Origin of the sequence: Streptomyces niphimycinicus (genome assembly GCF_018883605.1) — a bacterium.
GTDB classification, from domain to species: domain Bacteria; phylum Actinomycetota; class Actinomycetes; order Streptomycetales; family Streptomycetaceae; genus Streptomyces; species Streptomyces niphimycinicus.
Genome location: NZ_JAHLEM010000389.1, coordinates 1 through 15,437 on the forward strand (window position 1 = coordinate 1; position 15,437 = coordinate 15,437).

At 69.2% G+C, this 15,437-nt stretch carries 8 protein-coding genes and 4 pseudogenes; 4 read left to right on the forward strand and 8 right to left on the reverse strand.

What is annotated here, in order from left to right; all coding sequences use genetic code 11:
* Positions 1–123: 123 nt before the first annotated feature.
* A pseudogene (locus tag KN815_RS30205) lies at positions 124–366 on the forward strand (IS1380 family transposase); the annotation flags it as partial.
* Positions 367–682: 316 nt separating this feature from the next.
* On the opposite strand, the gene KN815_RS30210 reads toward KN815_RS30205, so the two are convergent.
* The 5 genes from KN815_RS30210 to KN815_RS30230 form a co-directional block, all read right to left on the reverse strand.
* Positions 683–2,122 (reverse strand): dihydrolipoyl dehydrogenase family protein, encoded by a 1,440-nt coding sequence (locus KN815_RS30210; protein ID WP_216345054.1) that lies wholly within the window; start codon positions 2,120–2,122, stop codon positions 683–685.
* Between the two features lie 107 nt (positions 2,123–2,229).
* A complete protein-coding gene (locus KN815_RS30215; RefSeq protein WP_216345055.1) occupies positions 2,230–2,676 on the reverse strand; it encodes a VOC family protein in 447 nt (148 codons plus the stop codon).
* A gap of 48 nt (positions 2,677–2,724) precedes the next feature.
* A complete protein-coding gene (locus KN815_RS30220) occupies positions 2,725–3,567 on the reverse strand; it encodes an alpha/beta fold hydrolase (RefSeq protein WP_372458514.1) in 843 nt (280 codons plus the stop codon).
* Between the two features lie 536 nt (positions 3,568–4,103).
* Positions 4,104–5,069: an RNA polymerase sigma factor gene (locus KN815_RS30225; RefSeq protein ID WP_216345057.1), complete on the reverse strand. Its 966-nt coding sequence runs from the start codon at positions 5,067–5,069 to the stop codon at positions 4,104–4,106.
* A 154-nt stretch (positions 5,070–5,223) separates the two neighbouring features.
* Positions 5,224–6,099: a Bax inhibitor-1/YccA family protein gene (locus tag KN815_RS30230; RefSeq protein WP_216345058.1), complete on the reverse strand. Its 876-nt coding sequence runs from the start codon at positions 6,097–6,099 to the stop codon at positions 5,224–5,226.
* A gap of 498 nt (positions 6,100–6,597) precedes the next feature.
* On the opposite strand from KN815_RS30230, the gene KN815_RS30235 reads away from it, so the two are divergent.
* A complete protein-coding gene (locus KN815_RS30235) occupies positions 6,598–7,662 on the forward strand; it encodes an alpha/beta fold hydrolase (RefSeq protein ID WP_216345059.1) in 1,065 nt (354 codons plus the stop codon).
* 555 nt (positions 7,663–8,217) lie between these two features.
* A pseudogene (locus KN815_RS30240) lies at positions 8,218–10,495 on the forward strand (ATP-binding protein).
* 238 nt (positions 10,496–10,733) lie between these two features.
* Here KN815_RS30240 and KN815_RS30245 read toward each other — a convergent pair.
* The 3 genes and pseudogenes from KN815_RS30245 to KN815_RS30255 form a co-directional block, all read right to left on the reverse strand.
* Positions 10,734–12,357: pseudogene (locus tag KN815_RS30245) on the reverse strand (tannase/feruloyl esterase family alpha/beta hydrolase).
* A 377-nt stretch (positions 12,358–12,734) separates the two neighbouring features.
* Positions 12,735–13,463, reverse strand: a complete 729-nt coding sequence (locus tag KN815_RS30250) for a cytochrome b/b6 domain-containing protein (RefSeq protein ID WP_216345060.1) — start codon at positions 13,461–13,463, stop codon at positions 12,735–12,737.
* On the reverse strand, positions 13,411–14,133 hold the full coding sequence (locus KN815_RS30255) for a molybdopterin-dependent oxidoreductase (RefSeq protein ID WP_216345061.1): 723 nt from the start codon (positions 14,131–14,133) through the stop codon (positions 13,411–13,413). Before KN815_RS30255 ends, KN815_RS30250 begins: the two co-directional genes overlap by 53 nt.
* Positions 14,134–14,609: 476 nt before the next feature.
* Here KN815_RS30255 and KN815_RS30260 point away from each other — a divergent pair.
* Positions 14,610–15,437, forward strand: a pseudogene (locus KN815_RS30260) (ATP-binding cassette domain-containing protein); the annotation flags it as partial.

Here is a 15,437-nt window from a genome sequence, read left to right on the forward strand (position 1 = left end):
AACAAGCGCCCCAAGAACCCCACCGACAAGCCCGCCAAGCCGTCGGTCAAGTAGACGTCATCGGCGCCCGGGGCTGGGGAATTACGTGAACTCAGCCCCGGGGAAATACGTGAACGTCCACACGAGCAGGTCATCGCCGACGGCAAAGCCGGGCCCCTGGCCCATCTGCCGTCGGGGAAGTTCAACGCGAATGCCGCCTGGCTGATCCTGTGGGCGATGGCCCACAACCTGCTGCGGGCCGCAGGCGCCCTGGCCTCGGCCTTCCACGCCAAGGCCACCAACACCACCATCCGCAGCCACCTGGTCCACATCCCCGCCCGGATAGCCCGCTCAGCCCGCCGCCTCACCCTCCACCTGCACCGCCGATGACCCTGGCAGCACGCCTGGACCCAGCTGTTCGCCACTGTTCACGCCCCGCCTGAGACGGCCTGACGCCCCTGACCATCCCGCCCACCAGGGCCCGACCGGAGCCGAACTAGTGGAAAGCTGGGCAGACCAGCGAGTACCTCCTGCCCGCCCCCAGCGAACGGCTGAACAACCCGGCCCTCGGCCTTCAAGAGATCACATCAGAAGCCGACCGGTGGATCGAGGCTTAGACGGCAATTGGCGGGACAGCCGATCCAAGGGCAACGGCGGGAACGGCACACATCTGTGTTCCGAGGAGAAACATGGGTGTGCCGGCTCAGCCCCGGTAGGTCTCCAGCAGTCGCAGCCACACCTCGCTGATCGTGGGAAAGGGCGGGACGGCGTGCCAGAGGCGGTCGAGGGGTGCCTCGGTGGTGATGGCGATGGTCGCGGAGTGCAGGAGTTCGGCGACGCCGGGTCCGGCGAAGGTGGCGCCGACGACGGTTCGCCGCTCGGGGTCGATGAGGACACGGGCCGTGCCGCGGTAGTCGGGGGTGTGCTGGACCGCGCCGGCTAGGTGGCCGATCTCGTAGTCGACGACGTCGACGCGGCGGCCGGCTCGTTCGGCTTCGGCGGTGGTGAGGCCGACCGCGGCGATCTCGGGGTCGGTGAAGACGACCTGCGGAACGGCCGCGGTGTCGGCGGTGCTGGTGTGCGCGCCCCAGCGCCGGGTGTCGAGGGGGGTGCCGTGCGCGCGGGCGGCGATGACGGCGCCCGCGATGCGGGCCTGGTACTTGCCCTGGTGGGTGAAGAGGGCGCGGTTGTTCACGTCTCCGACCGCGTAGAGCCAGTCGCCGGGGACGGCGGTCACGGTCAGGGTGTCGTCCGCGGTGAGCCACTCGCCGGGTGTGAGGCCGACTGTCTCCAGGCCGATGTCGTCGGTGCGCGGTGCGCGGCCGGTCGCGAACAGCAGCTCGTCGGCCGTGAGTCGGGAGCCGTCGGAGAGAGTGACGTGGATGTCGCCGTCCGGACCGCCCTCCCGTACCGCGGTGTGGACGGTGGTGTCGAAGCGCAGGTCGGCACCGGCCTCACGCAGCCGTGCGGCAACCAGCTCGCCCGCGAAGGGCTCCATGCGGGGCAGCAGTCCGCTGCCGCGTGCGACGAGGGTGACCCGGGTCCCGAGGGCCTGCCAGGCGGTGGCCATCTCGGTGCCGACCACGCCCGCGCCCACGACGACGAGCCGCCCGGGCGGCTCCTTCGCGCTGGTGACCTCCCGGCTGGTCCAGGGGTACAGATCGTCGCCGTGCAGGTCCGGCAGCGCGGCGCGGCTGCCGGTGCACACGGCCACGGCGTGCCGGGCCTGGAGCACGACAGTGTCACCGTCGGGGGTGTGCACGGTGACGCGACGGGGTCCTGCCAGCCGGCCGTGCCCGCGCAGAAGGTCGATGCCCGCCGACTTCAGCCACTGGACCTGGCCCTCGTCGTCCCAGTGCGCAGACATGCGGTCGCGGTGTGCCAGCACAGCCGGGGTGTCCAGCGGCCCGGCCACCGCCGGATTCAGGCCGGGGACTCGGCTCGCGTCGGCGCGCAGCAGCGCGGGGCGCAGCAGTGCCTTGCTGGGCTCGCAGGCCCAGTACGAGCATTCGCCGCCGATGAGTTCGCTCTCGACGATGACGGTGCTCAGGCCCGCGGCGACGGTGCGGTCGGCGACGTTCTCGCCGACCGGTCCCGCGCCGATCACGAGGACGTCGTAGGTACGGGTGTCTTCAGTCGTCACGGGTGCTCCTGGGTGTGAGGTGTGGGGTGGGTTCCGGGATGCCGGGGCGAGGGGCGGCCGGGGTAGCTGCTGTGGCGGCCGCCCCCTGGGTGTCGCCGTGCGCGTCGTCAGCGGCCGGGCGCGCGTTCGGTGACCTCTTGCAGGAACCACTCGTTGCCGTCGGGGTCGGCGAACGAGGCGAAGGAGCCGTAGCTGGCGCGCTCCGGGTGGAGTCCGGGAACCCGGTCGGCGTTCCCAGGATGGTGGAAGATGCCGGTGACGTCCTGGAACGGCTCGCTGACGTCGACGCCGCGGCTCTCCAGCTCCTTCCGAGCCTCCTCGATGTCGGTGACGATGAGGTGCAGGCCGTGCAGGGTGCCCGGCTCCGCGTGGGTGAGGCCCTCGCCGAAGATGACCGAGCACTCCGAGCCGGGCGGCGTCACCTGCACGACCCGGTAACCGTCGTTGACCGGGAAGTCCGCGTCGAGGCGGAAGCCGAGCTGGTCGACGTAGAAGTCCTTGGCCTTGTCGACGTCGGAGACGGGGATGACGACGACTTCGAGCTTCAGGTCCATGGCAGTGCTCTCGCTTTCGAAGGTTTGCTGTCGGGTGGCGCTGGTCGGCTATCGAGTGGCGCGCGAGGCTTGCTCGATGACGCGGGTGACGACGCCGGGGTGGGAGACGGCGACGGAGTGCGAGGCGGCGACCTCGGTGGTGTGAGCGTGGGCCCGCTCGGCCATGAAGCGCTGCGCGGCGGCCGGGATGTTCAGGTCCTGGGTAGTGACGATGTCCCAGCTGGGGATGGTCTTCCAGGCGGCGACGGTGGCCTTCTCCTCCAGCGCGGCCTGGGCGATGGGGCGCTGGGTGACGGCGGCGAGGGCGGCCTCGTTGCGGGGGACGTCCGCGGCGAACTGGTGGCGGAACTTGTCCTGCTGGATGTAGAGGTCGGTGCCCTTGGTGCCGTCGGCGGCGGTGAAGGGGACCGGGTCGAGGGCGTCGGGAAGGGTGGAGCCGGCGTACTTGTTGGTCAGCTCCAGTGCGGTCTCACCGGGTGCGGGCAGGAACGCCGCCACGTAGACGAGGGCCTTGACCTGGGGGTCGTTCGCGGCGGCCTCGCTGATCACGGAGCCGCCGTAGGAGTGGCCGACGAGGATCTTGGGGCCCTTGACGTGGTCGAGGATGCTGCGCAGCGCGGTGGCGTCGTTGTGAGGGCCGCGCAGGGGGTTCGCGGCCGCGATGACGGGGTAGCCGTCGGCGCGCAGCCGGGCGATCACGCCGTTCCAGCTGGAGCCGTCCGCGAAGGCGCCGTGCTCCAGCACGATGGTGGGCTTGGCCTGGCCCTTGCCGGCCGACTGGTCGGCGTCGGCGTTCGCGGTACCGGTCAGAGCGAAAGCCCCGAGCGCGACGCCGGCCGTGACGGCCGCCCCGGCACCGGTGAGAATCCGCCGCTTGCCTGCACGCTTGATGTTGAACACGAGAAACCCTCTCCAGAAATACGTGGAAACGCTGTGGACCGCCTGTCGCCGAGGTCGCGCGGTCCGATCGGGCCACCTGTGGTGGCTCGTCGCCCTCGCCGTCACCTCCCTGACCGGTGACTAACCTGCCAGACATATCGTCACCCGTCAAGAAGGTGACACATCTTCTTGGGGGACACCTTCACAGGAGGACCACTACGGCGCCACTTTCGTCCGCGGCGCCACCACCCGACAACAGTCACATGACGGTCAGCCGGGACACCTCTCGGTCCCTCCATGACACACACCCGGCCGGGTGTTAAGCCATTCGACCCATCTGCACCTGGCACATACACGCACTGGCACGGCTGTAGGCGGCAGCCAGTGCGCTACCGAAGTCGCCGATCGCTGTCACGGCGTGGGGAGACGTCCGACAAGCGAAGGCCTCAGCCGGGCTTGTCGGAAAGGAAGCAGGAGGACAGCCGCGTCGCGTCATCCGACGCGTATCCCCTTCTCCGAAGGCTGCGGCGCCGGCCGGAAAGGACGGCTCAGGCCGCGATGCCCTCGCCCTCCGGGAGGGGACGCGGGGTGTGATACAGGCTCAGCCGGTCGATCCGCCCGCCGTCCAGGGTCATGATCCAGGCGACGCCGGGCGGACAGTGGTCCGGCGCGTCCGGCGGGTTGATGAGGTCCATCTCCCAGACGATCAGCGACCGTCCGGCGATGACGTTCGCGGGGCGCTGACGGACCCCGGCGGACAGGTCGCTGTCCATACCCGTCAGGAGCAGCCCGACTCCGCCGAGCCGCTCTCTGCCGATCAGCAGGGACACGTCGGGTGAGTAGCGGTCCGCGACCACTTTGCCGAACTCGCCGCGTTCCGCGGCGGCCAGGGTCTCGTGCGCCTCCTGCCAACTGGCCTCGGTCCGCCGCCGGACGTCCTCGTGCGCCCCGGACACGGTGGCCTCCAGGGCCCGGGCGAGCGCCGCCCGTGCCTGGCTGAGCCGGCTGCGGACCGTACCGACCGGTATCGCGCACGCGTCAGCGATCTGCCGGTACGACGTGACACCGGTGGAGAAATAACGGAGTACGACCGGCAGTCGCAGCGCCGGGGACAGTTCCTCGACGGCCTCCCAGATCCAGTCCCGCATGGCGTGCCGGTCCAGCACCTGCTCAGGCGTGGTCAGCAGCGGCGGCAGCGGCACCTCCTCCAGCGGCTCGGTCCGCCGCGCGCTGCGCAGCGCCGACCGGCCGCGGTTGCGCACCACCATCCGCAGCCACGGGCCCACGGCGGCCGGATCACGGACATCGCCGATGTCCCGCAGGGCCACGACCGCGGCGTCCTGCATCACGTCGTCCACATCGGGGCCGGGGCCCAGCAGGCTCAGCGCCACCGCCCGCATGCCGGGACGATGGCGCTCCAGCAGCAGCCCCAGTGCGGCCACGTCGCCCTTCTGCGCCGCGAGTGTCAGTGCCGCGTCCTTGGCGCGCTCGGCATCCCCCAGCGCTGTGCTCATGGCCTGCCCCTTCCGCCCGATCGCTCCCGCAGCCGACACCGAGAAGGCGGTACGTGTCGGCGAGCGATGTCGTCTCGTTCTCGCCCCGGCGTCTCGGCCGGCGTTCGCCGGGGCCTGCCACCTGTCCCGCCGTGGGGGCCGGGGCCCGCTGGTGTCAGTTGTCGCTCTGGAGGATCGACAGTACCTGGAGCACTTCGAGATAGATCCACACCAGGGTGGTGGTGAGACCGAAGGCCGCGAGCCAGGACTCCTCGCGGGGAGCGCCGTAGGCGATGCCGTCCTCGACGTGCTTGAAGTCCAGGGCCAGGAAGGCCGCACCGAGCACGACGCCGATGACGCCGAACAGGATACCGAGGCCACCGCTGTGGAAGCCCAGGCCGTTGCCGGCGCCGAAGGCCGAGAACAGCAGGTCCGCCAGCATCAGCAGCAGGAAGCCGGTCGCCGCGGCCAGGACGAACCCGTAGAACCGCTGGTTGACACGTATCCAGCGCTGCTTGTAGGCGATGAGCACACCCGCGGCGACGGCCATGGTGCCCAGGACCGCCTGGATGACGACGCCCGGTGCGATCCAGGCCGACGTGGCGCTGGAGATGACTCCGAGGAAGACCCCCTCGAAGGCCGCGTAACCGAGGATCAGCGCCGGGGAGGGCCGGTGCCTGAACGCCTGAATCATGGAGAGGACGAACGCGACCAGGGCGGCGGCGACGCCGATGCCGTAGGACCGGCCGATCCCGGTGCTGTCGACGGGCAGCAGGACCCAGGACAGGACGGCGGTGAGCACGACGGTGCCGAGCGTGGCGCCGGTACGGACCACGACGTCATCGATGGTCATCGTGCCGCGGTCGGCCTGGGCGTCCTTGACGAGGTACGAGTTCGCCGACTCGGCAAAGGGGTTGGCCAAAGCCGCGTCGGACGGCTCCGCACCGAATGCTCCGACGCCCACTGGCTGGGGCTGCCGGGCGGCGGGGCCGGACGAACCGTCCTCGCGGTGGAAGCCGAACCGGGAGAAGATCGGATTGCTGCTGCGCATGACGCTCCCTCCGGGGCCGCGATCCTTCGCGGCCCGTGTCGTGAGTCGGATGAGTTCGGGGGCGGCGCGCCCACTGGCCTGCACCACCCCGCACCCCGCTATGCATAACCACTCTGACAGGTGACACCATTTACCGCAAGCACTATCACCAGTTCGACTGGTGACGGGCAGGTCGGCGCAGTCAACAGTGACTTCACCTTGCGTCACATGCCGGGCGCCCCAAACGAAACCGGGTCGCGCACGACCGTCAAGTGACTGATGCGCGTTGTGACAGGCACCGAGAAGAGTGAGGCCGTCGGTCGGCCTCTGGCTACGTCGCCCGGCCGGGCCGGTTATGAATCGGAGTCACCTCCACCCATATAGTCACCATCTTGACCAGTGACGAATGGGTGTGTCAGGGTCGTCGCGCAGGCAAACGCGCCCGGAGCGACCACGCAGGCACGTGTCCCGACACCTTCACCAAGCAGGGACACACAGGAAACGCACGGAAGGCTTCACATGATCAACAGGCGTACGTTCAACAAGGCGATGGGCCTGGGCACGGGAGCGGCCGCCGTCTCACTGGCAGGTCTGCAGGGCGTTTCGAGCGCCTCCAGCACCGCCCCGAGCCACGGGGGCAAGGCGCCCGTCGTCCCGACCATCGCCCCTGGCACGCACACCTCCTTCCCGTCGCTGAAACAGGTCAAGGCCGGTCTGTTGAACGTCGGTTACGCCGAACTGGGCCCCGCCCACGGCCCCGCGGTCATCTGCCTGCACGGCTGGCCCTACGACATCCACAGCTACGTCGACGTCGCGCCTCTGCTGGCGGACCAAGGCTACCGCGTGATCGTTCCCTACCTCCGCGGCCACGGCACGACCCGTTTCCTCTCCTCTCAGACGTTCCGCAACGCCCAGCAGTCGGTGATCGCCCTGGACGTCATCGCGCTGATGGACGCCCTCAAGATCCACAAGGCCGTGATCGCCGGCTTCGACTGGGGCTCGCGGACGGGCGACATCCTCGCGGCCCTGTGGCCCGAGCGCGTCAAGGCCCTGGTCTCGGTGAGCGGCTACCTCATCACCAACCGCAAGGCGCAACTCGAACCGATCGCGGCGGCCTCCGAGCACACCTGGTGGTACCAGTACTACTTCGCCACCGAGCGCGGCAAGAAGGCCATGGAGGACAGGACCCACCGCCACCAGGTGACCCGGCTCGTCTGGGATCTCGTCTCGCCGACCTGGAACTTCGACGACGCCACCTTCGAACGCACCGCGGCCGCCTTCGAGAACCCCGACTACCCCGCCATCGTCATCCACAACTACCGCTGGCGGCTGTCCCTGGCCGACGGTGAACGCCGCTACGACCGCTACGAGGACAAGCTGGCCACGGCGCCGGCCATCACGGGGCCCACCATCACCATCAACCCCGAGAAGGACCCGTTCACGGCGCCCGGCAATGTGTCCGGGTACCCCGACAAGTTCACCGGGAAGTACGAGCACCGCACGCTGACCGACATCGGCCACAACCTGCCGCAGGAGGCGCCGACGGCGTTCGCCCAGGCCGTCGTCGACGTGGACCACTTCTGACGGAGCCAGGGGCCGGCCGCTTCCCCCGCCGACCCCTGTGACACGTCAGGCATGAGGATGCCCAGCGGTCCCGGCCGGGACACCTCTGCAGGTGTTCCGGCGGTCCGGGCGAGGGAAACACCCGCCGGAATCAAGCCACGGCGTACTCCACACCACACAGCGGGCGATCAGCGCTGTCTCGCGCTCCGCTGCGAGACATACTCGTCCATACCTGACAGGATGCCTGCACCGACACCACTGAAGGCGCCCATCATGGCGAACTTTCCGGCTATCCGGATGACGTGAGCGGTGACGGGCGTCTACTCTGCCCGAATCGTGTGAACGTGTGACAACCAGTCGCGATCCGTATGTGTGCGCGGTCAGCCACTCGGACGGCCTTCCGGAATTCGTCGACCCCACCGCTTTTCTCGAGCGGGACCGGCCGTCGGCCGCCATGCGGCGCCGGAAGCACGGCCGATGTGAAGAGCACCCGGACCAACGGCAGGCGCCGCCCGGCGGGCACGGGCACGGGTGTGATCGGACCGAAGGCGGTCCGGCGATGAAGGGAGCGGGGCCGTGGAGTCACTCGGCGGAGCAATGATCGGCCGTGAGAGCGAGCGGGAAACACTGTCCGCGTTCGTGAGCGACTCCGGGGGGCAGACCCTGGTCCTGCGGGGTGAGACGGGCGTGGGCAAGAGCGCCTTGCTCCATCACGTCGCCCATCTCGCGACGCGGGAAGACCACAGAGTGATCAGGGCTGCCGGAGTCGAGGCGGAGTCGGACCTTCCGTTCGCCGGTCTGCACCAGTTCCTGTACCCGCTGCTCTCCCATATCGACCGGCTGGACGACGCGCACCGAGCGACGTTCGGCGTCGTCTTCGGACGGAGCGAAGGAAAGCCTCCGTCGGTGATGACCCTCGCCATCGCCGTCCTCGATCTGCTGTCCCTCGCGGCCTCACAAACAAATCTCCTGCTGGTACTCGACGACGGCCAGTGGCTGGACGCCTCCAGCGCGGAGGTGTTCGGATTCGCGGGACGCCGGCTCACCGGGAGCTCGGTGAAGCTCGTCATCGCACTGCGCTCCGAGATCCCGTCACGGTTCGACACGGCCGCCCTCCCGGAGCTGCATGTGCCGCCCCTGTCGGAACAGGACTCGGAGCGGCTGCTGGACACACACCACCCCGGGTTGGACCCACAGATCCGCCGTGTGGTCCTGGACGAGGCCCAGGGCAATCCACTGGCCCTGCTGGAGCTGCCTCCCTTCCTGAGCGGCCGAAAGACCGGACGCGGTGCCGAGGAGTTGTCCGGCCACCAGGGCGTCCCGCTGCCTCGACGGCTCCAGCACCTATACGGGACACGTATCAAGGACCTCAGCGACTCCGTGCGCGCGGAACTGCTGCGCGGCGCCCTGGACGGTGTCGGGGCGGGAAGGGAGGCCGGTCGCGCGGGCGGCGGCACGCTGTACCGCATGATGGACGCCGACGAGGCGGCGTTCTCCGGCCTCCTGGACATCGACCCCCTCAGCGGCGACTTCGTCTTCCGCCACCCCCTGGTGCGTTCCACCGTCGTCCAGACAGCGACCCCCAACGAGCGGCGCGCGGCGCACGCGACCCTCGCACGGGTGCACCAGGGCGACATCGAGCGGCGCGCCACACACCTGGCGGCCTCGACGGTGGATCCCGACGACGAGGTCGCGGCCGAGTGGTGCCGGTGTGCACGAGCAGGTGGAGAGCGCTCTGGCCGGCCTCCCGAACCTCGAACCGTGGGAGATCACGCGTCTGGGTGTGGCGGCCTACCACGTCGACGCGTTGAGCCAGTACCGCCCCTGCCTCCAGCGCGCCGTGGACCGCGAGCTCCAGACGGGGGCCATGTCGAGCGGCTTGACCATGCTGCACCTGATCATGCTCGATCAATTGGCCGTCGGTGAATGGGACGACGCGGAGAGCACGGGACGACGAGGTCTGGAACTGGCGACGACGCACCAGCACGCGCTCTTCGCCCACCACTCTCGCGCGTACCTGGCCCTCCTCGCCGCCCTGCGCGGCGATGTGGAACGCGCGCGCGAACTGCAGAGCGTCGTCGACTCCTGGGCACGCCCGCGCGGCGTCGGATTCCTCACCCAGATCGCCGACGCGGTCGGAACGATCGCGGCGTTGAGCGAGGGCGACTACGAAACCGCCTACCTGTACGCGATCGGCATCACCTCTCCCGGCTCGTTCGAGCCCTGTGCCCATCAGGCCTCACGCACACTGCTCGACCTCGTCGAAGCGGCGGTGCACACGGGCCGCGTGGAACAGGCCCGCCGACACGCCCTGGCCGCGCGGGAGGCGGATCTGCCCGCCATCTCGCCCCGGCTGGCCCTGATCACCTACGGGGCACTGGCGATCACGGCGGTCGAGGACAAGGAGGCCGCGGAGATGTACGAGCGGGTGGAGGCCGTCTCGGCCCAGGCGGGCTTCCCGTTCGAGTTGGCGCGGATCCGGCTCGCCCACGGCATCCGGCTCCGGCACTCGCAGGGCCCCAGGGCCGCACGCCCTGTGCTGACCCGATCGGCCGAGTCCTTCGAACGGCTCGGGGCCTCGGTCTGGGCCGGGCGGGCCCGCGCCGAGCTTCGTGCTTCCGGCCTGTCCACGCGCGCTTCCTCCGCGCACCTGGCCAAGCTGACCTGGCAGGAACACCGGATCGCCGATCTCGCCGCCAGCGGCCTGACCAATCGGGAGATCGGCGAACGGATGCACCTGTCCCCGCGCACGGTCAGCTCCCATCTGTACCGGGTCTTTCCCAAACTGGGCATCACCTCTCGCGCGGCGCTGCGCGACGCGTTGGGCAAGGCTCCCGTCGACCGGGATGTGTGACCGCGAAACTCGGCCGGCCGGCCGAGCACATGGCAAGCCCGGCGCGGCCGTGAGTCCGCCCGCGCGGGAAGCCGACGGCGACGGCACGGCGGCGAAGTAAAACAAAAACGTCCCGGTCCGCACCCTCGTGGGTGCGGACCGGGACGAACTTTTAGGGGCTCACGCGGTCCGCATCTGGCGGGCCTTCCAGCCCAGCAACCCGGCCTTTTCCCGGGCGACTGGGGCGTCGTGGGGCAGTTCAGTGCCGGGTGGCGGGGGCGCAGCGGAAGCTGCTGGCGACGGCCGGGTCACCGTGGCCCTCGTAGCGCGAGACCAGGCGGTAGGCGCACAGGTCGCGGGTGACCTGCTGGCCGGTGGAGTTGGTCAGGGTGGCGGTCAGCGTCTTGGGGGCCTTGCCGTGCTCGACCCAGGCCCGCAGGGCGCCGAGGTCGTCGGTCTGGCCGGTGCCGAGGCCGCAGTGGGACGTGCCCGGGGCGAGGAAGAGACGGTAGAAGTCGTTGACCCGCTGCGCGCCGCCCATCCGCCGCTCGACCTGCTTGCGGTACTCCACCGTGCCCTGGGTGGGGATGAGCTGGTCGAGCCGGCCGTGCCAGGTGAGGAGCTTGCCGCCGGACTTGCGGAAGGCAGAAAGGTCCGGATTGTCAGTGCCGATGACCTTGTCGTACTCGGCCTGGGACTGCTTGAACAGCTGCGTGAACTGGCTGTAGGTGATCGTCGAGACGTCGAACGACGGCTGCTTCTTCAGCCACGTCGACACCCCGGAGGCGGGAACGGGGAACGGCACGCCCTTGAGGTTGCCGTCGGCGTCCGGCAGGGTGCCCGCCAGGTTGGGGAACTTCAGGTCGGCGCCGATCGGGATGCCGGACCACAGCTTCTCGCCGGTCTCGGTGCGGGGGCCGTCCCAGATCTTGCGCACCACGGCCGCGTCGGCGGCGGTGATGGTCACCTGCTTGCCGTCGCACTCGAGCGTGGTGCCGATCAGCTTGCGAGGGTCGAAGTCGCAGCGGTTCGGGTCGTTGACCAGGCCGTCCTCGACGCCGTCGAGCGCGTCGCAGGCCTTGACGGCGGCCTTGTTGAAGGCGTCGAACTCACACCCGGTCGGGTAGGTCTTCTCCTCGTTCATCACCACCTGCGGCCACAGGGCGGCGACCTCGAACTCGTCCCAGTTGATGGCGGGCGCGTTGGCGAGGATGCCGTCGTAGTCGTCGGGGTGGCGCTGGGCCTCCATGTAGCCCTGACGGCCGCCGGTCGAGCAGCCGTTGAAGTAGGAGTAGGAGGCGGCCCGGTCGTAGAAGTCGCCGATGACCTCCTTGGCGACGACCGCGGCCTCGTGCTCGGACCGGGAGGCGAAGTTCTTCAGCAGGGCCGTGTTGACCTGACCCTTGCTGTTGAGAGCCCAGCTGGTGTCGAGATAGGTGCCGACGCCAGCGTCGGTGGTCGCGGCGGCGTAGCCGTTCTTGACCGCGCCCGCGAGGCCCGCGCCGTAGTCACCGGCGGTGAAGGCGCTGCCGCCGATCGTCTGCAGGCGGCCGTTCCAGCCGTTCTGGGGCAGCCAGACCTTCACCTTGGCGTGGTCGCCACCGCCCGGGTGGGTCAGTGTGACGGTCAAGTCGCAGTAGGCCGGGACGTCGGGAACGTGTACGGCGTCCAGCGGAAAGATCGCGGGCACGTCGACGGTCCCGGCCGGGTGGCTGACTGAGGTCACGTTCTCCACCTCGGTGCCGGCCGGGGCCTTCACGGAGACGGTCGAAACAGGTATGCGGAGCGGAGGCGGAGGTGCCGGTATCCGCCGAGGCGGTCGGCAGGTACACCGCCGCGGCCAGCGGCACTCCGGCCGCGAGGACGGTCAGAAGTCGTCTCATTGACGTTCCTATGAAGTGGGTGCCTGCCTGAAGCAACGACACATGCAGATGCGTGTCTACGACTCAGCGGAGTCGGGAAGAGGTTGACACACATATGTATCACCGGTCAAGACGGTTACCGAGTACGACAAGGTGTGGGCAAGGCTCGTGCGCCGAGGACTGCACCAAGGTCGACGCCACCCACTTTGACCGCAGACACACCGTCACCACATCAGTCAGTTGACGGTCAGCCGCGGGACGCCTGGTACGGGAGAGTCCGGCAGGCACCGCACAGCCCTGGCGGCGTCGGCCCCGGGAGAAGAGGCTGGTCGGCGAGGTGCACATCGGTCGGGAACGCCGGGCACACACATCCGGCAGATACATGTCTGCCGGATCGCTTACGTCATTCGACGGTGGCGTGAAGGCCGCTCCGTCGAATGCGTGCCCGCCCGGCCCGAAACGTCGCGCGCGGGGCCCTCCTGCAGCCACCGGGAGTGGTACAGCTCCGCCCAGGACCGGCTGACGTATCCGGTGCGCATGCCCAGCCGCGCCTCCGGGTCATCGAGGGCCTTGCGCGTGTGCCCAACAAGGACGATCGTGATCGCCCAGGCGAGGAAGTCGTGGACGAAGATCGCGCTGGTGCGGGAGATGAAGGGCAGCAGCCCCATGAACCACATGAGCAGACCGGTGAACATCATCACCAGCACGGCACCAGCGATCCAGCCCGCGTAGAGCTTCTGTCCGGCGTTGAACTTGCCCGCCGGGCGCGCCTGCGGCGACTTCAGACGCCTGCGGGCGGCCCGCAGCCACTGTCTGTCGTACACCGCGAAGCGGTTCAGCCTGCGCAGGTCCGCGCGGAAGTCCGCGGACAGCAGTCCCAGCAGGAAGGGCACCGGCAGCAGGATTCCCGACCACTTGTGGACCATGGCCATCAAGTGCCGCCGGCCGACGAGCTGGGCGACCGGGCCCAGATACAGGCAGGCCGCGGTGAGCAGGCACAACAGCATCAGCCAGCCGGTGGCCCGGTGGACCATACGTTCGGCGGTGCTGAACCGGCGGACCCGACCGAGCCGCTCAGGCGGCTTCATCGTGCCGGTCGGCGTCGTCGAGCCAGCCGTCGACCTCATAACCGCGCTCCTCCCAGAAGCCTGGGATCACCTTGTCGGTGACCTCGATGCCGGAAAGCCACTTGGCCGACTTGTAGAAGTACATGGGCGCCACATACAGGCGGACCGGGCCGCCGTGCTGGTGGGTGATCGGCTTGTCCTGCATGTTCAGCGCCACCAGGACGTCCGAGCGGCGGGCCTGTTCCAGGGTGAGGCTTTCGCTGTAGGCGCCGTCGAAGCAGGTGAACTGGACCGCCCGGCCCTCGGAGCGCACCCCGGCGGCATCGAGGAGAGCGCCCAGCTTCACCCCCTCGAAGGGCGTGTCGTCAACGCGCCATCCATCGGTGCACAGGACGTCGCGGACGACCCGCGTCTGCGGGAGCGCGCGCAGCTCGGGGAGCGTGTAGGTCTTCGGCCGGTCGACGAGGCCGCCGATCTTCAGCGCGTAGTTCGTCTCGTTCTTGTGCGGCACCGAGCCGACGACGCTGAAGTACCGGAAGCCGCCCGGGTTGGGCAGCAGGCCGGTGAGCCCGGTCGAATCGATCTGGGAGGCCGCTCCGAGAAACCCCTCCCAACCGCGCTGCAGGTACGGCGCGGCGGCGAGCCCCGCGGCCCCCGCGCCCAGCATGCCCAGCAGGGTGCGCCGCCCCACCGGTGCGCCGTCGGCGCGCTGTTGCGGCTGTTCTGCCATGTTCCCTGCTCCTTCGACGTACGTGGCGACGGTCCGGCGACGCGCTTCCCACTGCGACCGACACACATGTGCCCAAGCGGTGTCGGCCACTTCTGGCCCGTATAACCATCTTAACTGGTGACGATAGTGGCATGTCGTTTCGCGGACTGTCAACGGCATCGGCGAAGGGGCAGATCGTGAAGGTCCCCGCCGTCCCTGTCGTGCGGACTTGCCCATACGTGTGATCTCACGCCTATGTGGGTGCATCTCGATGACGCCAAATCCGAGCTGCTAGACTGGCCAGGACGTTAAATCTGTGCAGCTAGGAGCTGCCGACCAGACATGGTGAGTGACGACGACATCTCCGGGTGAGACCCGGGCCTGACGGCCGCCGGCCGGTGCCGAGGAGCACCGCCGTTATGGCCGCTGAGTCGTACCCACGTTCTCCCTGCCTACCCAGGGCAGAGGTGTCTCTGCCCCCGCTGATCTCAAGGTCTCTGCATGTCCGAGCATCCATCGTCTGTTCGAACCTGTCTTTCACCTGGCCCGATGACACCCCGGTCTTCCACGACCTGTCCTTCACGGTGAACTCCGGCCGCACCGGCCTGGTCGCGCCCAACGGCTCGGGCAAGAGCACGCTGCTCAAGCTGATCGCGGGCGAACTCAACCCGCTACCGGGTCGGTGTCCGTCAGCGGCACCCTCGGCTACCTCCCGCAGGCCCTCCCCCTTGTCGGCGATCTCACCGTCTCCGAGGTACCCGGTGTCGCCCCGGTCATCCAGGCCATCGACGCCGTGGAATCCGGGGACGTCGACGAAAAGCACTTCACGACCATCGGCGACGACTGGGACATCGAGGAACGCACCCGCGCCCAGCTGGACCGCCTCGGCCTGACCGACCTCACCCTGGACCGCAACCTGAGCGCCCTCAGCGGCGGCCAGATCATCTCCCTCGGCCTGGCGGCCCAGTTGCTGAAGCGGCCGGACGTGCTGCTGCTCGACGAGCCCACCAACAACCTCGACACCGCGGCCCGCCACAAGCTGTACGACGTGCTGGAGGACTTCAAGGGCTGCCTGCTGCTCGTCAGCCACGACCGCGCCCTGCTCGACCGTATGGAACGCATCGCCGAACTCGGCCACGACGAACTGAGCTTCTACGGCGGCAACTTCACCGAGTACGAGGAGGCCGTACGCGCCGAGCAGGAGGTCGCCGAAAAGAACGTCCGCAACGCCGAGCAGGAGCTGAAGCGGGAGAAGCGGGAGAAGCAGCAGGCCCGCGAACGCGCCGACCGCCGGCAGAGCAACGCCGCCCGCAACCTCAAGAACG